The sequence below is a fragment of the Sinomonas sp. ASV322 genome (assembly GCF_030908245.1).
Classification (GTDB): domain Bacteria; phylum Actinomycetota; class Actinomycetes; order Actinomycetales; family Micrococcaceae; genus Sinomonas.
The window spans coordinates 104407-125071 of sequence record NZ_JAVFJJ010000008.1 but is presented as its reverse complement, the minus strand read 5'-3'; the positions used below and the strand labels follow the sequence as shown (position 1 = coordinate 125071).

Here is a 20665-nt window from a genome sequence, read left to right as displayed (position 1 = left end):
TCGGAGCATCCGTGCACGACGACCGCCTCATCACCGAGGCCCGCATCGACCGGTTCGTCCGGGATCGCCTAGAACCTGCCGTCTATCGGCGCACCGTGCGTCTCGCCGTCGAACGCTGGGACGCGCCCGGGGAACCCGTGCCCGCCGCCGAGGCCCTCGGCCAGGAGTACGCGCGGGCGACCGAGGGCGATGCGTGGGGACCCGCATGGGGGACCACATGGCTCAGGCTCTCGGGCGAGGTCCCCACGGGATGGGGCGATGACGGCTTCGCGGTCGAGGCGGTCATCGATCTCGGCTTCACCGGCCAGCTCCCCGGATTCCAGTGCGAGGGCCAAGCCTGGACGGCGGACGGCGTTCCGATCAAGGCCGTCAACCCGCGCAACCGCTACATTCCGCTCGCGGCCCTCGGAGGGGGCCCCGCCGTCGTCTTCTACCTCGAGGCCGCCGCGAATCCGGACATGACGCAGGGATGGCAGTTCATCCCCACGAGAGAGGGCGATCCGGCCACCGCAAGCCGCGAACCGCTGTATCGCCTAGGCCCGATGGTGCTCGGCGAGCGCAACGTCGAGGCGTGGGAACTCCTCCAGGACGTCATCAGCCTTCGTGGCCTCATGCACGAACTGCCCATGGACAGGCCTCGCCGCTACGACATCCTCCGGGCGCTCGAGCGCCTTTGCGACGCCGTCGACCCCGATGACGTGCTCGGAACGATCGGCGCCGGCCGGGAAGCACTCAAGGCCGCGCTCGTGGCCCCCGCAAACGCCAGTGCGCTCCGACTCGTGGCCACCGGCCACGCCCACATCGACTCCGCGTGGCTGTGGCCCGTGCGTGAGACGGTGCGGAAGTGCGCCCGGACGTTCTCCAACGTCGTCTCTCTCATGGACGAGGATCCGGCACTCACCTTCTCGTGTTCGTCGGCCCAGCAGCTCGCCTGGATCCAGGCCGGGTACCCCGAGCTGTTCGAACGCATCAAGGAGAAGGTCGCGGAGGGCCGTTTCATTCCGGTCGGCGGGATGTGGGTCGAGGCGGACGGGAATATGCCCGGGAGCGAAGCTATGGCCCGCCAGTTCGTCGAGGGCAAGCGCTTCTTCCTCGAGGAGCTCGGCGTCGAGTGCGAGGAGTGCTGGCTGCCGGATTCCTTCGGCTACTCGGCCGCGCTGCCGCAGATCGTGCGGGCCGCGGGGGAGCGCTACTTCTTGACGCAGAAGACGTCGTGGAACCAGACGAACCGGATACCCCACCACAGCTTCCTGTGGGAGGGCCTCGACGGGACCCGGGTCTTCACGCACTTCCCGCCCGGTGACAGCTACAACTCGGAGCTCACCGCCGCCGAGCTCGCCTACGCGGAGAAGAACTTCCGCGAGAAGGGCCGCTCGAGCCTCGGCCTCGTGCCGTTCGGCTATGGCGACGGCGGTGGGGGCCCCACCCGGGAGATGCTCGCCGCGGCCCACCGGGCGCGGGACCTCGAGGGGTCTCCGCGCGTCGAGCTCGGCGTTCCGCGCGAGTTCTTCGCCGCCGCGGAGGCCGAGTACGTCGATCCGCCCGTCTGGGCGGGGGAGATGTACCTCGAGAAGCACCGCGGAACGTACACGTCGCAGGCGCGCACGAAGCGCGGCAACCGGCGCTGCGAGCACCTCCTCCGCGAGGCCGAGCTGTGGTGCGCGACGGCGACGGTCCGCGAGGGGGTGCCGTATCCGGCGGCGGAGCTCAAGCGGCTCTGGCGCGTCGTGCTCCTTCAGCAGTTCCACGACATCCTGCCCGGAAGCTCGATCGCGTGGGTGCACCGCGATGCCGAGCGCAACTACGAGGCCGTCGCGCGCGAGCTCGAGGAGATCATCGCGCGGGCCGTGGGTGCGGTGGTCGGCCGCGGCGAAACTGAGCTCGTGCTCAATGCCGCGCCCCACGCGCGGGCGGGGGTGCCCGCTCTCGGGGTTGGCGCCGTCGTCCGTCCCGCGCGGCCCGCGGCGCTCGCCGAGCTTCGCGGGCTGGACGACGGCGCGGCCCGTCGTTGGGTCCTCGACAACGGCCTTGTGCGGGCCGAGATCGACGCGCGGGGCCTCATCGTCTCGCTCCGGGACGTCGCGAGCGGGCGGGAGGCGATCGCCCCGGGCGCGGCCGGGAACCTGCTCGAGCTCCACCGTGACACGCCGAACGAGTGGGACTCGTGGGACCTCGATCCGTTCTATCGCCGGAACGTCACGCAGCTCACGGATGCCGTGTCCGTCGGGGCTGTTGCTGACCCCGAGGGTGGTGCCGCGGTGGAGGTGCGTCGTGAGTTCGGCGCCTCGGCGGTCACGCAGCGGCTCGTCCTGGCCCGGGGCGCGGAGTCGCTCCGGATCGAGACCGCCGTCGACTGGCACGAGCGCGAGAAGCTTCTCAAGCTCGGGTTCCCCCTCGACGTCCGCGCCGAACGGTCGGCGTCCGAGATCCAGTTCGGCCACGTCTTCCGGCCGATCGCGACCAACACCTCGTGGGATTGGGCCCGCTTCGAGACGTGCGCCCACCGATGGATCCATGTGGGGGAGGGGTCCTACGGCGTCGCGGTGTCCAACTCGTCGACCTATGGGCACGACGTCACCCGGGCGGTACGCCCCGATGGAGGCACGACGACGACGCTGCGGCTTTCGCTGCTCAAGGCACCTCTGTACCCGGATCCAGAGACGGATCAGGGGCGGCACGAGTTCGTGGTCACCGTGCGCCCCGGCGCGGCGATTGCCGACGCGGTCGAGGAGGGATACCGGACGAACCTGGAGCCCCGCGTCGTGCGCGGTGCCCGCGAATCAAAGCCGCTTGTCGTCGTCAGCAATCCCGCGGTCGTTGTCGAGGCCGTCAAGCTCGCGGAGGACGGCTCGGGGGATATCGTCGTGCGGCTCTACGAATCTCTCGGCGAGCGCGCCTCGGTGGCCGTGTCGCCGGAGTTCGCCGTGGTGGGGGTCGAGGCCGTGGACCTGCTCGAAAGGCCGCTCGCGCCGGCGGACGCTTCGGTGGGTGCTGAGATCGAGCTCGGAGCCGGCGGGACGGCGTTGATGGTGCTCCGGCCTTTCCAGCTTGTCACCCTGCGCTTCCGCCGCGGAGGTGACAGGGCCTTCGGGTAGCCGCTGACATGGCTGAGTGGTGGTCGCCCGGAGGCCACCACCACTCATCCCCCCAATGAAGAACCGCCCATCCCCCTGACAGGTCGTTTCACACATTCGTGATTCTGGCACGGGCTAATGAAAATGTGAACCTATTCCTCTAGTGTATGGACTTTTTACGCCTTAGGGATGAGTGCCTCTCATCCCTAAGGCGGACTACGAGCGACGACGCCCACACGAGGGTGAGCCCCGCGAACACGAGCAGGATGGTTCCGTAGTTGAGGACCTGTGCCATGGCAAGCGCCGCGGGTGGGAGGACCGTGATGATATTCGTGGCGGCGAGCAGCACGTAGCCGGCCCCGAGCAGTCCCGCGGCGATGCGGAGCGAGGGGCGTCCGCGAGAGGCCGCCGCCTTCGAGAGAGCGGGCAGGAGCACGACGCCCGTGAAGGTCGGGTACAGCCGGCCGACCGTCCCGTACACGGCGGTCCACCAATCGTTCTGGCCTGCGAACCCGACTTGGGACGGGGCTGGGCCCGCGAGGACGAACGAGGCCATGAGCAGCGCCGAACACGCCGCGAGGGCGCCGAGGCCCCACGGCCCCGTGAGGATCTTCGTGGCGCGGTGGGCACCGAAGGCCGCTGCGACGCGCAGGGCGAGCAGCAGGGCCAGGCCGAAGAGGGTGAACCGGATGACGAGGTTGGCGAAATTCTTGCCGCCGAGCAGCTCGTCAAGCGCGAGATAGGGCCCCTGGATGCTCAGCAGGACGGCGATCGCCATGAGCGCGAAGAGTACGAACAGGGCTCGGCTACGTCCTCGGATCGCGGCCGGCAGCCGCGTCGCCGCGAGCAGAGCGGCGATGGCAAAGGTGGCCCAAGCAAGCCACATCATGCGAGGTGGTCCCAGGCCCTCTGGGCCGCGCGGTCATCGTGTTCTTGGCGCTTGAGCGCCCGGGCGAGGGTCGCGAGCCGCTCGGAGGCGAGGAACGCGAGCTCGGCATCGCTCAGGCGTTCGAGCGCGTCCTCGACGGCCGTGGACGGCCAGCCGGCCTCGGCCGCGGTCACGAGGCCGGTCACGACGAGTCCGTTCCGCAGTCCGACTCCTGCCTCGCGCGCCGTGCGGACCGCGAGCTCCGGCGCGAGCCGATTCGCGCTGAGCTGGGCGGAATAGTTCTGGGGCGCGATCCCGGCCGCCGCGCTCACGCGCTGGCGGAGCTCGCCGTCGTCGATGGCCTCGACCCACTGCCGGACCGCCGAGCCCTCGTCGCCCGCCGCGGCGGCCGCGTGCCGGGGGCCGCCGCCGACCCGCGCAAGGAGCTCGGCGAGCAGGCGCGCCGTGGGCGTCTGGCTGAGCACCTCGGCATCGGTCGGTGGGGCGATGCTTGCTGCGAGCTCGTGGTAGGGCTCGAATTCGGCGAGGCCGAGGACGGGATTGCGGCCGTAGGCACGGGCGACGGCGACGACGGTCGCCTCAGCGACCTTGCCCCGCACGAGCTGCTGGGCGAGCGTACTGCGCTTGACGCCCGAGAGGCGGCACACGTCCGCGGTGCTTGCCCCGGGGGCCACTTGGCCGATCCAGCGCTGGAAGGCGACCGCTGAGACGGACATTCGGTACCTTCCTCTCTCGGGGCGTTGCGGCGGGCTTTCGGCGTGTCGAACGCCTTGATTTTACGACCCGAGCACAGTGGTCTATGCTTTTCGTAAGCCCGCTGGCTCGCGCACCCCCCAATCGCGAGCCAGCGGGCGTTTCACGTTCCCGGCCTTTTCCCGCGGACCCCAATGCGCCCCAAGGCGTCAGCCCACGGTGAACCCCGTCCGGAATTGTCGGACCCCGCGCCTACCCTTACTGGTACGGAAGGCGGTGTGCACGCATGAGCATGGACAGGGCTGCATGGGGCTACATGCACGCGATGGGGAAAGCCAAGGAAGGGGCGAACCCCTTCAACCGGGCCACCCTCAAGCGGGTCCTCGCGTTCGCAAAGCCCTACCGATGGCGGCTCCTCGTCTTCGTGCTCGTCTCGATCCTCGGCGCCATCACGTCGGTCGCGACCCCGGTCCTCGCGGGCCAGGTGGTCGACGCGATCGTGGCCAGGTCAGGCCTCGGGCCGGTCGCGTTCCTCGCGGTGCTTATTGCGCTCCTCGCGATCGCCGACGCCGGCATCAGCCTCCTCGCCCGATGGCAATCATCGGTCATCGGAGAGGGCGTGATCCTCGACCTCCGCCGCGCGGTGTTCGACCACGTGCAGAAGATGCCTATCGCGTTCTTCATGCGCACGCGCACGGGCGCCCTCGTGAGCCGCCTCAACAACGACGTCATTGGCGCACAGTCCGCCTTTGCCGGGACGCTGAGCGGGATCGTGAGCAACAGCGTTTCGCTCATCCTGACCGTGGCCGTCATGGTGCAGAAGTCCTGGCTCGTGACCCTCCTCTCGCTGCTCCTCCTGCCGCTGTTCCTGCTCCCCGCACGCCGCATGGGCCTCAGGATCGCGGACATGCGGCGCGAGGCCGCGGCCTACAACGCTGCCATGGGGAACCAGATGACCGAGCGCTTCTCCGCCCCGGGCGCGACGCTCATCAAGCTCTTCGGGCGCCCCGACGACGAGTCGTCGGAATTCGCGCTCAAGGCCAAGGCCGTGCGGGACATCGGCGTGCGGAGCGCCGTCCTTGCGTTCGCGTTCCTCACGTCGCTCACGCTCGTCTCCTCCCTGGCGCTCGCGGTCGTCTACGGCGTCGGCGGGTGGCTTGCGGTGAGCGGCTCCATGGCAGCGGGCGACGTCGTCGTCCTCGCTCTCCTGCTCACCAAGCTCTACGCGCCCATCACCTCGCTCTCGAACGCGCGCGTCGACATCATGAGCGCGCTCGTGAGCTTCGAGCGGGTCTTCGAGGTTCTCGACCTCGTGCCGCTCATCCGGCAGAAGGACGACGCGCGGCCGCTTCCGGGCGGGCCCGTCGCGGTCGAGTTCGACAACGTGCGCTTCTCGTACCCGTCCGCGGAGAAGGTCTCGCTCGCGTCCCTCGAGGAAGTCGCCGTGCTCGACGCGCGCGGCGGGGAAGAGGTCCTGCACGGGCTCACCTTCCGCGTCGAGCCGGGCCAGACCGTCGCGCTCGTCGGCTCCTCGGGAGCAGGCAAGTCGACGACTGCGCAGCTCATCGCGAGGCTCTACGACGTCGATTCGGGGTCCGTGCGCATCGGCGGCACCGACGTGCGGGACACGACGTTCGACTCGCTCCGCTCGGCGGTGGGGATGGTCACCCAAGACGGGCATCTGTTCCACGAATCGATCGGGTCCAATCTCCGGCTGGCCCGCCCTGGCGCGAGCGACGACGAGCTATGGGACGCGCTCCGGCGCGCGCGCCTCGAGCCCATGGTCCGCGCGCTTCCCGATGGCCTCGAGACCGTGGTGGGGGAGCGGGGCTACCGGCTGTCCGGGGGCGAGCGCCAGCGTCTCACCATCGCCCGCCTGCTCCTGGCCCAGCCGCGCGTCGTCATCCTCGATGAGGCCACGGCGTCGCTCGACTCGACGAACGAGGCAGCGGTGCAGGCCGCGCTCGCCGAAGCGCTCGAGGGCCGCACGGCGCTCGTCATCGCGCACCGCCTCTCGACGGTCCGGGCCGCGGACCAGATCCTCGTCGTCGAGGGCGGTCAGATCGTCGAGCAGGGAACCCATATCAACCTGCTCGCGGCTGGTGGGCGGTATGCCGAGCTCTACAACACGCAGTTCGCCGAGGCCGTCGCTGTGGCCGAGGACGCCGGGGCCGATCTCGCGAGCTGAGCGGCCGCGCCGGCGGGATGGCGCCTGGCTGAGGCACTCGGGCTGCGCCGCCGGCGCTGAGGCACTCGGGCCAGGCGAGGACCCCGCGGCGGCTAGGCTCGAGGGGTGACTCACCGCATTGTCGTCTCAGCCGTCTGCGTCTTCTCGCCCGATGGCCGGCTCCTCACTGTGCGCAAGCGCGGGACCGAGCGGTTCATGCATCCCGGCGGGAAGCCTGAGCCCGGGGAGACGGCCGCTGAGGCCGCGAGCCGCGAGCTCGCCGAGGAGGTCGGCATCCGCGTCGCGGCCGGCGATCTCGAGCTCGTGGGGTTCTGGGTCGCGCGGGCCGCGAACGAGGCGGGCACCGACATCGACGCAACCGTCTTCAGCGCGCCCGGCGTGCACGATCCGGCCGAGATCACCGCGTCCGCGGAGATCGCAGAACTCCGGTGGCTCGATCTCGACGCCGAACTGCCCGGCGACCTCGCGCCGCTCCTCACGGACCACGTGATCCCGGCGCTCGAGGCGGCGCGACACTCGTAGCGACTCTCAGGGAACTCCCAGTTCCCCGCCGTAGCTGGGAACTCCATGGGAGTTCCTCAAACGCGAGATGAACCCTCAGGAACATCCGTCGTTTTGCCACTTACCGTTGGGTAACTTGGTTGAGCGTGACAATCCCCCGCCGCAATTTCCTCTCGGCATCGGCGCTGGCCGCGGTCGGCGCTGCCGCACTCCCGGGTGCCGTGCCGCAGACTCACGCCCGCAGCGCCGTCCCGTCAGCACTGCCCAACCCCGCCAGCTCGGGAATCGACCACATCGTCGTCGTGATGATGGAGAACCGTTCGTTCGACCACTTCCTCGGATGGCTCCCCGGGGCCAATGGGAAGCAAGACGGCTTCACGTTCATCGACCGCTACGGCATCCCGCACGGGACGCACCACCTGTCGGACTACCAAGGCTGCAGCCATCCCGACCCGGACCACTCCTACGAGGGCGGCCTGATCGCGTTCAACAACGGCAAGTGCGACGGATGGCTCCGTGCAGGCGACAACGACGACTTCGCCGTCGGGTACTACACGTCCTCGGATCTCGCGTTCTGGGCGCAGGCTGCCCCCGCGTGGACGGTGTGTGACAACTACTTCGCCGCCGTCATGGCGGAGACGTACCCGAACCGCTTCTACCAGCACGCCGCCCAGACCGATCGAATCCACAACTCGAGCGTCAACGCTACGATTCCGACGATCTGGGACCGCCTCGCGGCCGCGGGCGTGAGCGGCAAGTATTACTACTCGGACGTGCCGTTCATTGCCCTGTGGGGCACGAAGTACATGCCCATCTCGGCCCCGTACGCGACGTTCCTGAGCGACTGCGCCGCGGGCACGCTGCCCTCCGTGAGCTTCGTGGACCCGCGGTTCGTCGAGGAGGGCACGGGCACGTCCGGCGACGACCACCCGCATGCCGACGTGCGCTCGGGCGAGCTCTTCCTCAACGAGATCTACAGCGCCGTCACGAAGTCCCCCGCCTGGTCGAAGACGCTGCTCATCATCAACTTCGACGAGTGGGGCGGCTTCTACGACCACGTCGCGCCGGCAACGGCTCCCGACGTGAGCCAGACGACGTCGCGACGGGGCTTCCGCGTCCCCGCCATGCTCGTCTCGCCGTACGCACGGCGCGGTGCCGTGGCGTCGGGTCTGTATGACCACACGTCCATCCTCAAGGCGATCGAGTGGCGCTGGAACCTTCCTGCGCTCACGCCGCGTGATGCGAACGCCACCAACATCGCCGAAGTCCTCGACTTCTCGAGCGCCCCGAACCTTTCCGCCCCGACGTTCCTCGTCCCGACGTACGTTGCGGGCGCGGCGTGCACGCCCCTCCCGGGCGGCGACCCCGAGGACGAATGGCACCCGCTCAAGAACCGCGCGATCGCGGAAGGATGGAAGCTCTCATGATCCGCACCAAGCTCGCCGCAGCCTTCCGCCGTCGGCCCATCGCGATCCTTCTCGCCGCCATAGCCGCGGCCGCCCTCGTGGCCACGCTGTTTGTCCGTACCAGCTCTGGAAAGGCCGAGGCGGACGATCCCGCCGTGAACTACCTTCCGTCGAGCGCGCACGTCTTCGTGATCCAGCTCGAGAACAAGAGCTATGACGGCACGTTTGGCCCGAACTCGCCAGCTCCCTACCTCTCGCAGACGCTGCGCCAGCAGGGAGTCCTGCTCAACAACTACTACGGGATCGGGCACAACTCACTCGACAACTACCTCGCACAGATCTCGGGGCAGGGACCGAACTCCGCGACCCAGGGTGACTGCCCGGTCTACACCCCGTTCGTCCAGACGGGGACCGCGATGCTGGGCCAGGCCATCGGAGCCGGCTGCGTGTACCCCTCCAACGTCACAACCCTCGCGGACCAGCTCACGGGAGCAGGCTTCACGTGGAAGGGCTACATGGAGGACATGGGCACGCCGTGCAACCACCCGGCGATCGGCGCAGCCGACCCGACCATGACGGCCCACGTGGGCTACCAATACGCAACCCGGCACAACCCGTTCGTCTACTTCCAGAGCATCACGGGCTCGCCTTCGTGCGCTGCGAACGACGTCGACCTGTCCGCCCTCAAGGGCAACCTCGCCTCGGCCGCGACAACGGCGAACTTCAACTTCATCGTTCCGAACCTGTGCAACGACGGCCACGATGCGCCGTGCGTCGACGGGCAGCCCGGCGGGCTCAAGTCCGCGGACGCGTGGCTCAAACAGTGGGTTCCCGTCATCATGAACTCGCCCGCGTTCCAGCAGGACGGCATCCTCATGATCACCTTCGACGAGTCGGACGGACCGCAGGCGGATTCCTCGGCCTGCTGCGGCGAGGGCCCTGGCCCGAACGCTGCGCAGCCTGGCCTCACGGGCCCCGGCGGTGGCAGGACCGGCGCGCTCATGGTCTCGCCCTTCGTGGCTCCGAACACGTGGTCTACCACGTCCTACAACCACTACAGCTTCCTCGCGAGCATGGAGGAGCTGTTCCACCTGCCGTACCTCGGGTACGCGGGAACGCCAGGCCTGAGCCGATTCGGGCTTGACGTCTACAACAAGGGCGTCTAGGCCAGCGTTGCGCCGTCAGGTCCGCGGGTCAGACCCTTCGGATCTGACGGCGCAACGTCGTGGTGAGGAGCAGATTCTTCGCCGGCCCCGTGACGTCCCATGCGTAGCGGAGTTCGTCGGGTCCTACGGGAGTGTAGGCCACGCGGTACGTGTCGGGGTCGCACCAATGCTCGGCGCGTGAGCCGGGCCCGGCGAGGCCGCTGGCATCCTGCGCCGACAGCTCGCCCAGCTGCACGGAGTGGAAGAAGCGCCCGTCGGGGAAGAACACGTCCATGGACTCGGGCGAGGGGCCGGGGCGCCATACGTACGAGCGCGTCGCGGGACCCGCATGAGCACCCCAGCGGACGGTGCCTTCCTCGTGCTGGAGGAGGGCGCCGTCGTCGTCGTTGGCCGTTCTGGCAGATCCGGTGAAGGTGACCGTGCCGGAGAAGGTGCCGCGCTCGCCGCTGGTGCGGTCGAGCATCGTGCGTTCGACAGCCCACTCGCCGCGCAGATACGCGCTCAGATCCGAGACCGTATACGACAAGTGCCCCCGACCGGAATCGAACCGATGGCCTGCCCTTTAGGAGAGGGCCGCTCTATCCTACTGAGCTACGGGGGCCCGCCCGGCGTGCCGGGCACGCTCTCAAGCATATCGTTTCGCAACACACGATCCGTACGCCCCCGGGGCGTGCCATGGCTACGCTGGGCTCGTGCGTTCCCGGAATCCGTTCCCCGCCCCGGCTGATGTCCGCCACTATCTCGGCGCGTGGTCGGCGGTGAGCGTGATCCAGTATTTCGTCGCGGAGGCCGCAGGGGCGATCGCGTGGGCCGGGCACGAGGTCTACAGCTACGCGACGAACGTCATCAGCGACCTCGGCGCGGCGCACTGCGCCGTCCACTACGGGCGCTACGTGTGCTCGCCGCTCGACTGGCTGTTCGACGGCTCGCTCGTGCTCCAGGGCGCCGGGCTCATCATTGCGGCGCTGCTCATCTCGACAACCGTCCTCCGGGTTGCCGCGCACAGAACCGCCGTGCGCGCCCACGAGCGTCTCACCGCGGCGATGGCGGGCGCGGGGACGCGCAGCCACCCGGCGGTTCGCCGAGGGCATCTCGTGGCTCTCGCTGTGCGCGTCCTGTTCGGCATCGGCGGTGCGGGGCTCATCGTCGTGGGGCTCGTGCAGGAGGACGTCATCGGATGGCTCCACGGCACGGGCGCGCTCGCCTATTTCGCGAGCGGTGCGACCGCGCTCATCGTCCTGGGGCTTCAGTGGCGGCGGCGCACTCGGGCTGGATGGGTGCTCATGGCCCTCGGTGTCGTCGCTGGCGCTTCGACCGTGATCCTCGTCGTGACGCGCCTCAATGTCCCGCTCCCCGGGGCCCTCGAACGGGGCATCGTCTACCCGATCACACTGGGGATGGTCGTCATGGGCGCGGTGATCGCGGCCGGCGCCCAGCGCACGCGGGCCGCGATCAGAGCCGAGCGGGCGGCTGGCGCTTCGCGCGCCACGTGAGCACGCCGAGGGCGGCGGCCCCGAGCACGACGACGGCGAAGAGCGCCCAGCCGACGACGACGAGCACCGAGGCGAGCACCGCCTGCCCAGCGTTGAACGGCTGGCTGCCGAGCGCGCCGTCGATCGCGATGTAGCCCCACACCCGGACGACGACGAAAGCGCCGACGAGCGCGAAGCCCGCCCAGCGCGCGGCGCGCCTTCGCACGAGAATGCCCACGATGAGCGCGAACGTCAGACCAAACGCGAGAGCGAAGATCGTGCCCGCGGTCTTGTGCACGTAGCTGAGCTGGCCGAGTGCGTCCCCGCTCATCACGCCCCGGAGCTGCTCGACGTACGCGGGGGAGAAGCCGGCGAGCATCGAGTCCGGCATCGCGAGGCCACTGGACAGCTGGGTCATCTGGGCCAGCGCGAGCAGGTGGAAGTACCAGAACATGAACACGGTCGCGCCCAGCGCCGCGATGACGATGAGCTTGGGATTCCCCTCGCCCGGCTGCGCCTTCCGCTTCGACGGCTCGGGCAGCGGGGCGCGCCCGGAATGGGCGACGGCGGCGCGCTCGCCATGCTTGCGCGCACGCTGGGCGGGGGTCTTGGACATAACTTCATTATCGCTACGCTTGGTGCGTGCCTGAGCTGACCGAAGACCTTGCCCTCGATCCCGCCCTCGACGACGCCACCCTCGCCGCCGCGCTCGTGCGCAACGCAGGCGGCCTCGCGCTTCGCATGCGCACCGAAGGGCTTTCCGCCGAGCGGAAGACGTCCGTCTCCGACATCGTGACCGCCGCAGACAAGGCCGCCGAGGCGTACGTCGTCGACCAGCTCGCACGCTGTCGGCCGGACGACGGCGTGTTCGGCGAGGAAGGCGCGTCGGTTCCGTCGGCGTCGGGGCGCACCTGGGTCATCGATCCGGTCGACGGGACGTACAACTTCTTCTCGGGCTCGCGCTACTGGTGCTCGGCGATCGCGCTGCGGGGGGAGGCCGACACGAGCGACGCGGACCCCGCCGTCGAACTCGGGGCCATCTTCCAGCCCCAGGAGGACAAGCTGTGGGTCGGCGGCGCCGCCGCCGGTGCGACTCTCAACGGTGAGCCCCTCGTGGGTCCGGAGGACCTCAAGCTCGCCCTGCTCGGCACGGCGACGTCGATCCAGCCGAAATGGCTCGAGCAGCCCCTTTCCGCGATGCCGTGGCACAACGCCGCGATCAAGGCGGCGTCGATCCGCATCCTCGGCTCGGGCTCGTGCGACCTCGCGCGTGTGGCCGAGGGCGAGATCGGCGCGTGGTTCCAGCATTCGTGCCCCCAGTGGGACTGGCTGCCGGGCAAGGCGATTGTGCAGGGCGCGGGCGGCGCCACGGGCACGGTTGTCATCAACGGACTCACGTGGTTCGCGGCGGGCGGGGCGACGGCGGTGGGCGAGATCCTCGAGGCCCTCGCCGAAGTGCAGTTCGCGTAGGCCGGCGTTCCGTCGAGGCGCAGGAGGCCTTGACCTCTCTTCGCCGCGGTGCTGTGCTGGAGGAATCCTGAGGGACATCCGCCAGGCCTCATGCAAGGAGGACACCATGGTCAGCGTCGAAGGTCAGGACCCGGCTCACAGCCTCAGCGAGGACGAGGACCCGTCACTGGATTACTCGGTGGAGCCCGACCTTCCGGTGTGGGACGAAGAGGACGCCTTCATCGATAGCGAGGAGGTCGTTGTCGCCGAGGCCAACCCGGCGGATGTCGCCGAACAGCATCGGGGTGTCGAGGCCTGAGCGGCGGCGCGGCAAGAGCTGCTTTCTCACCCGGCGGCCCGAGGCATTGCCCCGCCGCGTGACAGCGGGGGAAAATTGACCCAGGCACTGTCCGGCACGGACAGCATTGGTCAGGGCCTGGGGCTCTGGGCAATCGCGACCGCGGCAGTGCGGCGGAAAGCGAGGTCGCTGTGTTCGAGTATTTCACCGAAGCCCATGAGCTCTTCGTCTACCGCTTGGGGATCGCGCGCGGCGCGAGCCGCCGGGCGATCGTGACCCTTGGCACCCTTGAGCAGCACGCCCAACGCCGCGAGGTCAACGCCCTCGTGCGTGATCTGCAGGAGGAAGCACGGGCCCACGCGGCCGTTCTGGAAGACGTGTTCGCCGATCTTGAGCGGAACGTCGCCGTTCCTCCGGGCCACGCGGCCGACGGCCTCGACCACGAGGCCCATCTGGTGCTCCGCAAGACAGAGAACGCGATCATGGACGTCGCGGTGCTCCCGCTCGCCCTCGAAATTCTCTACGGGGCGCTCGCCGCATATGAGCCGTTGGCCATCTACGCGCGCGAATGGCTTGAGGAAGGCGTCGCGTCGCGCCTCGAGACGATCCTCGTCGAGCTGCTGTCTTCGAGGAACCGCGTGCTCGAGATGACCCGGAAGGTGTTCGCGAGCAGCGAAACGGTCGAGGCGCAGAAGGACTGAGAGGAGAGGACCATCCATGGGCGAATCCACGACCGACGGCGAGCCGCGGCTCGACGACGACACTCCCTTTGAGGACGAGCTCCGGAAGGACGAGGACCGGAAGGACGAGGTCCGTGAGCGCCGCGAGGCCCGTGAGCGCCGGGCATCCGGCGAGTCGGGGGGCGAACAGGGGGCTCCGCACACCGGGGTCGGGCGCTTCATGCGAACGATGGGCCATCTCCGCAGCGTCTACGGACCCGCGGCGCACCGCGATCCGCTTGAGGCTGAGGCCCACGGGCACAACCCCGAGGACGTCAAGAACTCGGAAGAGCTCGACGGAATCGACATCCAGACGGACTCTGAGGGCCACCACTACGGGGTCCGCCGCGAGCCCGGCAGCGAGCCGCGCGAGGGGTAGGCGTCAGCCCGCGCGGCAGGAATGTCAGGGTGGGGCCTTAAAATAGTTTCACCATGGAGATGCTCTTCGACCCCTACGCTGATCTGCCCAAGCCCGGCACGCCCGGGGGCGCGGAAGAGCCGGACGACTCTTCGCCGCATGCGGGCATGGCGCCCCCAGCCTGGGCCACGAGCGATCCGGAGGGTGCGTCGTCGTCGTTCGTGCCGCCGTCGGCCATCGTCCCGTCCGCGGCCGCGGAAGAGCTGCTCGAAGGCCTCAATCCGCAGCAGCGCGAAGCCGTGATCCACGCGGGCAGTCCGCTCCTCATTGTCGCGGGCGCGGGCTCCGGCAAGACCCGTGTCCTCTCACACCGCATCGCGTACCTCATCGCGACGGGACGAGCGCACCACGGCGAGATCCTCGCGATCACGTTCACGAACAAGGCCGCCGCGGAGATGCGCGAGCGCATCGAGTCGCTCGTCGGGGACCGCGCGAAGCGCATGTGGATCTCGACGTTCCACTCCTCGTGTGTGCGGATCCTGCGCCGTGAGGCCTCTTCCGTGGGCCTCAACTCGAACTTCTCGATCTACGATTCCGCCGATTCGCTCCGTCTCATCACCCTCGTCCACAAGGGGCTCGAGCTCGACCCCAAGCGCGTCGCGCCCAAGGCCGTACAGCACAAGATCTCGGCGCTCAAGAACGAGCTCATCGATGCCGATGACTTCGCCGCGCGCGCCAACATGAACGATCCGTTCGAGTCCGGCGTCGCCGAGGTCTACAAGGGCTACGCCGACCGTCTGCGGCAGTCGAACGCGATGGACTTCGACGACCTCATCGCGCAGACCGTCTACATGTTCCGCGCGTTCCCCGCGATCGCGGACGGCTACCGGCGCCGCTTCCGGCACGTCCTCGTGGACGAGTACCAGGACACGAACCACGCCCAGTACGCGCTCGTGCGCGAGCTCGTCGGCGAGGGCCCGGGGTCCGCCGAGCTGACCGTCGTCGGTGACTCGGACCAGTCGATCTACGCGTTCCGTGGCGCGGACATCCGCAACATCGTGGAATTCGAGAAGGACTATCCGAACGCGCGGACCATCAAGCTCGAGCAGAACTACCGCTCGACGCAGACGATCCTCTCTGCGGCCAATGCGGTCATCTCGCGCAACCCCAACCGGCCCGAGAAGACGCTCTGGACGGCCGAGGGCCACGGCGAGAAGATCATCGGCTACGCGGCGGAGAACGAGCACGAAGAGGCCCGGTTCATCGCGGGCGAGATCGATCGGCTCGTCGACACCGGCGACTACCGGCCCGGCGACGTCGCCGTCTTCTACCGCACGAACGCCCAGTCCCGCAGCCTCGAGGAAATCCTCATGCGGGTCGGGCTGCCGTACAAGGTGGTGGGCGGCACGCGCTTCTACGAGCGCAAGGAGATCAAGGACGCGCTCGCCTACCTGCGCGTGCTCGTCAACCCGGACGACGACGTCAACCTCCGCCGCGTGATCAATGAGCCCAAGCGCGGGATCGGGGACCGGGCGGAGGGCGCGATCGCCGCGCTCGCCGAGCGGGACCGCACCTCGTTCATGGCCGCGATGCGCCGAGCCGACGAGGCCACCGCGATGGCGACCCGTTCGGTCAACGCAGTCAAGGGCTTCGTGAAGCTCCTCGACGATCTCGCCGTCGTCGCGACGGGGTCGGGCGCGGTCGCGGCGCTCGAAGCTGTCCTCGAACAGACCGGCTATCTTGCGGCGCTGCGGAACTCGACGGACCCACAGGACGAGTCGCGGGTCGAGAACCTTGCCGAGCTCGTCGCCGTCGTGCGTGAATACGAGCGCGACAACCCCGAAGGGACGCTGTCCGAATTCCTCGAGCAGGTCTCGCTCGTCGCGGACGCGGACCAGATCCCGGACGCGCCGGGGGCGTCGCCGGCCGAGGTCGAGGCGGCCGTCGCCGAGGCGAAACGGCAGGGCGTCGTGACGCTCATGACGCTGCACACGGCCAAGGGGCTCGAGTTCCCGATCGTGTTCCTCACGGGCCTCGAGCACGGCGTGTTCCCGCACCGGCGGTCCGCGACGGATCCCGAGGAGCTCGCCGAGGAACGTCGACTCGCGTACGTGGGGCTCACGCGAGCCCGCGAGCGGCTGTACCTCACGCGCTCCGAGGTGCGGAGTCTGTGGGGCCAGAGCGAGTACTACCCCGCGAGCCAATTCATCGGGGAGGTTCCGGCCGAGCTCATCGAGTGGAAGCGCGAGGGCTCGGCGCGGCCGCCCGCGGTGGGAACCGCCGGGGACCGCTTCTCGTCACGGTACGGCGGTTCCTCGTGGGGTGCGGGTGTCAGCCGGAACGCGCAGTTCGACGCCATCTCGTCGCCGCCCGCGTCCGTTCGGGCCAACCGCGTGCAGCCGCAGAAGGAAGTCATCTCCGTCTCGGTCGGGGACAAGGTCAACCACACGGCGTTCGGCGACGGAACTGTGATCGGCGTCGAGGGTTCGGGGGACAAGACCGTCGCGAAGGTGACCTTCTCGGTGGGCGAAAAGCGGCTCCTCCTCCGCTACGCGCCCCTCACAAAGGTGAGCTGAGCCGCCGTCGGGCGTACCGCCGTCGTTCGAGCTGACTGCCGTCGTCCTCTTCTCTCGCGGGGAAGGGCGCATCTACGATAAGTGCCGTCCGCTTTCCCGCCCTGCGCGTTCCCGAGGGCACCGCACCAGAGGACGGTCGCCATGAAAGTGCTCTTCGCAAGCCTCACCCAAGAGGGCCACTTCAACCCGCTCACCGGCATCGCGATGGCCACGAAGGAGGCGGGACATGAGGTCGCGTTCTATACGGGGAACTACTTCGCGGGGAAGCTCGCGAGGATGGGAATTCGGCATTTTCCCTATCGACGGGCCGTCGAGATCAATGCCGCGAATATCAATGAGGTCAATCCCGAGCGCCTGCGCCTGAGCGGGCCGCGGCTTATCAGGTTCGATGCGCGGAGTTTCTTCGCGGACAACGTCGGCAACTTCTTCGACGATTTGACGGAAATCCGCAGCGAGTTTCCCTACGACGTCCTGGTTCAGGATGGGGCCGTCTACACCCAGCGGCTGTTCGCGGAGAAGACCGAGGTGCCGACCGTGACCGTTATCGTGATCGGGGACATGGAGACCGACAGGCTTGTTCCGCCCCTGTTCTTCGGTTTCCAGCCGGCTCGCGGCCCGCTCGACCGGATCAAGCACCGGGCGGCACGCATCGCCTCCAATCAGTTCGTCATGAGGCCTGGGAAGGAGCGCTACGCCGAGATCCTCGCCGGGTACGGCCTCGAATTCGATCGCCGATTGGTCATTACGGACGAGCCGTATCGATACGCGACCTCGATCATCCAGATCGGGACGCCCGGCTTCGATTTCCCCCGCGAGCGCACCAATCCCAAGGTTCGGCACGTCGGTGCCCTCATGCCTTGGCGGGACCCGAATGCCAAGAGTGGTGCGTCTGTTCCGAAGGGCGAGTACCGCCGTCGCGCGCTCATCACCCAAGGGACCATCGACAATGAGGACCCGAACAAGCTCATGGTTCCCGCGATCGAAGGGCTCAAAGACCATGGCCTGCAGCTCGTGGTTGCGACGGGAGGCAAGGGAACCGAGGAACTGCGGCGGAGATTTCGTCAGGACAACGTGGTCATCGAGGATTTCGTCGACTTCTACGACGCGCTGCCGGAGACGGATGTCTACGTGACGAACGGCGGCCTTGGCGGTGTCATGCTCGCGTTGAGCCACGGGGTGCCCGTCGTTGCTGCGGGAATTAACGAAGGCAAGAACGACGTCAATGCCCGGCTTGCCTATCGCGGGCTCGGGATCGATCTCAAAACGCAGAGTCCCACCGCCCAGGCGATCCGTTCCGCCGTCGAGCGCGTCCTCGCGGACGGCGGCCTGAGGCAGAGAGTGGAAGCCATCCGAGCGGAGTTCGGTGCTCACGATCCTCTCGCGGAAAGCGTCGCCGTCATCGAGGCGGCGGTGTCCTAGGCCCCGAGGGGCGGCCGGGAGAGCGCGGATTCTACACGCCGTAGAGCTGTGCGCTTAGTCACGAATCTGGTCGCGGTGGGGCGGGGCCGCCGGGGAGGGGCTAGAGTTTCCCCTTGGAGCACTGGGCCCGCCGACGGGGGAGCTCCCGCGGCGAACCACGGTGTTTCGAGTCAAAACTACTTCGACGTAGAGGACACTGAACCGTGGACCTGTTTGAATATCAGGCGCGCGATCTGTTCGAGGCACACGGCGTGCCCGTGCTGGCCGGAATCGTTGCGCACACCCCTGAGGAAGCCAAGGCTGCTGCCGAGAAGATCGGCGGAGTGACCGTCGTCAAGGCGCAGGTCAAGGTCGGAGGCCGCGGCAAGGCCGGCGGCGTCAAGGTCGCGAAGTCCCCCGATGAGGCATTCGAGTACGCCCAGAACATCCTCGGCATGGACATCAAGGGCCACACGGTCAAGAAGGTCATGATCGCGGCCGGCGCGAGCATCGAGGAGGAGTACTACTTCTCCGTGCTCCTGGACCGCTCGAACCGGAACTACCTCGCGATGTGCTCGGTCGAGGGCGGCATGGAGATCGAGCAGCTCGCCGTCGAGCGCCCTGAGGCGCTCGCGAAGATCCCGGTGGATCCCGGCACGGGCATCGACGCGGCCAAGGCGGCCGAGATCGTCGACGCCGCGGGCTTCGAGCCCGAGCTGCGCGAGAAGGTCGCGGGCGTCATCGTCAAGCTGTGGGACGTCTTCAAGGATGAGGACGCCACGCTCGTCGAGGTCAACCCGCTCGTGAAGACCGGATCGGGCGAGATCATCGCGCTCGACGGCAAGGTCTCGCTCGACGAGAACGCCGCGATCCGCCACCCCGAGCACGAGGAGCTCGCAGACAAGGAGTCCGAGGACCCGCTCGAGGCGAAGGCCAAGGCCCTCGACCTCAACTACGTCAAGCTCGACGGCGAGGTCGGCATCATCGGCAACGGGGCGGGCCTCGTCATGTCCACGCTCGACGTCGTCGCGTACGCGGGCGAGAAGCACGGCAACGTCAAGCCGGCCAACTTCCTCGACATCGGCGGCGGCGCCTCGGCCGAGGTCATGGCCAACGGCCTCTCGATCATCCTTGGCGACGAGCAGGTCAAGAGCGTCTTCGTCAACGTCTTCGGCGGCATCACGGCGTGCGACGCCGTGGCCAACGGCATCGTCGGCGCCCTCGGCAAGCTCGGCGACTCGGCGAACAAGCCTCTCGTCGTCCGTCTCGACGGCAACAACGTCGACGAGGGCCGCCGCATCCTCCACGAGGCCAACCACCCGCTGGTCACCCTCGCCGAGAACATGGACCAGGGCGCCGACAAGGCGGCCGAGCTCGCGAACGCTGCGAAGTAAGGGACGCACAATGTCGATCTTCCTGAACAAGAACAACAAGGTCATCGTCCAGGGCATCACGGGCAGCGAGGGCTCCAAGCACACTGCCCGCATGCTTGCGGCCGGGACGAACGTCGTGGGCGGCGTCAACGCGCGCAAGGCCGGCACGACCGTCAAGCACGCGGACCAGCACGGAGCCGAGCTCGAGCTCCCGGTCTTCGGCTCCGTCAAGGAGGCCATGGCCGAGACGGGTGCGGACACGTCGATCGTGTTCGTCCCGCCGGCCTTCACGAAGGACGCCGTCGTCGAGGCGATCGAGGCCGAGATCGGCCTCGTCGTGGTCATCACCGAGGGCGTCCCGGTCCAGGACTCGGCTGAGTTCTGGGCGCTCGCGCAGTCCAAGAAGGACGCCGACGGCAACCAGATCACGCGCATCATCGGCCCGAACTGCCCCGGCATCATCACGCCGGGCGAGGCGCTCGTGGGCATCACGCCCGCGAACATCACGGGCAAGGGCGGCGTCGGTCTCGTCTCGAAGTCCGGCACGCTGACCTACCAGATGATGTACGAGCTCCGGGACCTCGGCTTCTCGACCGCGATCGGCATCGGCGGCGACCCCGTCATCGGCACGACGCACATCGACGCCCTCGCCGCGTTCGAGGCCGATCCGGGGACGAAGGCGATCGTCATGATCGGCGAGATCGGCGGCGACGCCGAGGAGCGTGCGGCCGAGTTCATCAAGAACAACGTCACGAAGCCGGTTGTCGGCTACGTGGCCGGCTTCACCGCGCCTGAGGGCAAGACGATGGGCCACGCCGGCGCGATCGTCTCCGGCTCCTCCGGCACGGCCCAGGCCAAGAAGGAGGCCCTCGAGGCCGCGGGCGTCAAGGTCGGCAAGACCCCGTCCGAGACGGCCCACCTCCTGCGCACGGTCTACCCGACGCACGAGGCGCAGTCGAACCTCTGAGTTCGCCGGGCCCGGTTCGCTGGGCCCCTGATTTCGCAACGGAGTACGACGGCGGCCGGACCCCTTCCGCGGAAGGCGACCGGCCGCCGTCGTCGTTCGGGGCCGGTTCCGGGCACTGGACGAGCGGTCGGCGCCATA

At 68.6% G+C, this 20665-nt stretch carries 18 protein-coding genes and 1 tRNA gene; 14 read left to right on the top strand and 5 right to left on the bottom strand.

The window, feature by feature from the left end:
* Positions 1-11: 11 nt before the first annotated feature.
* Positions 12-3095 carry a glycoside hydrolase family 38 C-terminal domain-containing protein gene (locus RBS12_RS12670; RefSeq protein WP_307966468.1) on the top strand — a complete coding sequence of 1028 codons (3084 nt, stop codon included), beginning with the start codon at positions 12-14 and terminating at the stop codon, positions 3093-3095.
* A 139-nt stretch (positions 3096-3234) separates the two neighbouring features.
* Here RBS12_RS12670 and RBS12_RS12665 read toward each other — a convergent pair whose 3' ends face one another.
* Both RBS12_RS12665 and RBS12_RS12660 read right to left on the bottom strand, forming a co-directional pair.
* Positions 3235-3963: a hypothetical protein gene (locus RBS12_RS12665; protein WP_307966467.1), complete on the bottom strand. Its 729-nt coding sequence runs from the start codon at positions 3961-3963 to the stop codon at positions 3235-3237.
* On the bottom strand, positions 3960-4679 hold the full coding sequence (locus RBS12_RS12660) for a hypothetical protein (protein ID WP_307966466.1): 720 nt from the start codon (positions 4677-4679) through the stop codon (positions 3960-3962). Before RBS12_RS12660 ends, RBS12_RS12665 begins: the two co-directional genes overlap by 4 nt.
* A 263-nt stretch (positions 4680-4942) precedes the next feature.
* On the opposite strand from RBS12_RS12660, the gene RBS12_RS12655 reads away from it, so the two are divergent.
* The 4 genes from RBS12_RS12655 (at position 4943) to RBS12_RS12640 (ending at position 9917) form a co-directional block, all read left to right on the top strand.
* On the top strand, positions 4943-6844 hold the full coding sequence (locus RBS12_RS12655; protein WP_307966465.1) for an ABC transporter ATP-binding protein: 1902 nt from the start codon (positions 4943-4945) through the stop codon (positions 6842-6844).
* Positions 6845-6949: 105 nt separating this feature from the next.
* Complete coding sequence (locus RBS12_RS12650; RefSeq protein ID WP_307966464.1) at positions 6950-7366, top strand: NUDIX domain-containing protein; 417 nt, start codon at positions 6950-6952, stop codon at positions 7364-7366.
* Between the two features lie 125 nt (positions 7367-7491).
* A complete protein-coding gene (locus RBS12_RS12645; RefSeq protein ID WP_307966463.1) occupies positions 7492-8772 on the top strand; it encodes an alkaline phosphatase family protein in 1281 nt (426 codons plus the stop codon).
* Positions 8769-9917 (top strand): alkaline phosphatase family protein, encoded by a 1149-nt coding sequence (locus tag RBS12_RS12640; protein ID WP_307966462.1) that lies wholly within the window; start codon positions 8769-8771, stop codon positions 9915-9917. The genes RBS12_RS12645 and RBS12_RS12640 overlap by 4 nt, the downstream gene beginning before the upstream one ends.
* Positions 9918-9945: 28 nt before the next feature.
* On the opposite strand, the gene RBS12_RS12635 is transcribed toward RBS12_RS12640, so the two are convergent.
* Together RBS12_RS12635 and RBS12_RS12630 are read right to left on the bottom strand one after the other, a co-directional pair.
* Entirely contained in the window at positions 9946-10443 is a 498-nt protein-coding gene (locus tag RBS12_RS12635; protein WP_307966461.1) for a DUF6314 family protein, read from the bottom strand.
* Position 10444: 1 nt separating this feature from the next.
* A tRNA-Arg gene (locus tag RBS12_RS12630) sits at positions 10445-10518 on the bottom strand.
* Positions 10519-10609: 91 nt separating this feature from the next.
* Between RBS12_RS12630 and RBS12_RS12625 the strand changes: the two genes are divergently transcribed.
* Positions 10610-11410 carry a DUF998 domain-containing protein gene (locus RBS12_RS12625; protein WP_307966460.1) on the top strand — a complete coding sequence of 267 codons (801 nt, stop codon included), beginning with the start codon at positions 10610-10612 and terminating at the stop codon, positions 11408-11410.
* Here RBS12_RS12625 and RBS12_RS12620 read toward each other — a convergent pair.
* On the bottom strand, positions 11370-12005 hold the full coding sequence (locus RBS12_RS12620) for a hypothetical protein (protein WP_307966459.1): 636 nt from the start codon (positions 12003-12005) through the stop codon (positions 11370-11372). The two genes, RBS12_RS12625 and RBS12_RS12620, sit on opposite strands and share 41 nt — an antisense overlap.
* 35 nt (positions 12006-12040) lie before the next feature.
* Here RBS12_RS12620 and RBS12_RS12615 point away from each other — a divergent pair, with 35 nt between their 5' ends.
* The 8 genes from RBS12_RS12615 (at position 12041) to sucD (ending at position 20527) form a co-directional block, all read left to right on the top strand.
* Positions 12041-12859 carry an inositol monophosphatase family protein gene (locus RBS12_RS12615; RefSeq protein ID WP_307966527.1) on the top strand — a complete coding sequence of 273 codons (819 nt, stop codon included), beginning with the start codon at positions 12041-12043 and terminating at the stop codon, positions 12857-12859.
* A 106-nt stretch (positions 12860-12965) separates the two neighbouring features.
* On the top strand, positions 12966-13157 hold the full coding sequence (locus tag RBS12_RS12610; RefSeq protein ID WP_307966458.1) for a hypothetical protein: 192 nt from the start codon (positions 12966-12968) through the stop codon (positions 13155-13157).
* 170 nt (positions 13158-13327) lie between these two features.
* A complete protein-coding gene (locus tag RBS12_RS12605) occupies positions 13328-13837 on the top strand; it encodes a DUF892 family protein (RefSeq protein ID WP_307966457.1) in 510 nt (169 codons plus the stop codon).
* Positions 13838-13853: 16 nt separating this feature from the next.
* Positions 13854-14234 carry a hypothetical protein gene (locus tag RBS12_RS12600; protein WP_307966456.1) on the top strand — a complete coding sequence of 127 codons (381 nt, stop codon included), beginning with the start codon at positions 13854-13856 and terminating at the stop codon, positions 14232-14234.
* A gap of 53 nt (positions 14235-14287) precedes the next feature.
* Positions 14288-16789 (top strand): DNA helicase PcrA, encoded by a 2502-nt coding sequence (gene pcrA, locus RBS12_RS12595; protein WP_307966455.1) that lies wholly within the window; start codon positions 14288-14290, stop codon positions 16787-16789.
* Positions 16790-16930: 141 nt separating this feature from the next.
* Complete coding sequence (locus RBS12_RS12590; protein WP_307966454.1) at positions 16931-18208, top strand: nucleotide disphospho-sugar-binding domain-containing protein; 1278 nt, start codon at positions 16931-16933, stop codon at positions 18206-18208.
* A gap of 203 nt (positions 18209-18411) precedes the next feature.
* Positions 18412-19581, top strand: a complete 1170-nt coding sequence (gene sucC, locus RBS12_RS12585) for an ADP-forming succinate--CoA ligase subunit beta (RefSeq protein ID WP_307966453.1) — start codon at positions 18412-18414, stop codon at positions 19579-19581.
* Between the two features lie 10 nt (positions 19582-19591).
* Entirely contained in the window at positions 19592-20527 is a 936-nt protein-coding gene (sucD, locus tag RBS12_RS12580; protein ID WP_307966452.1) for a succinate--CoA ligase subunit alpha, read from the top strand.
* Positions 20528-20665: the final 138 nt, after the last annotated feature.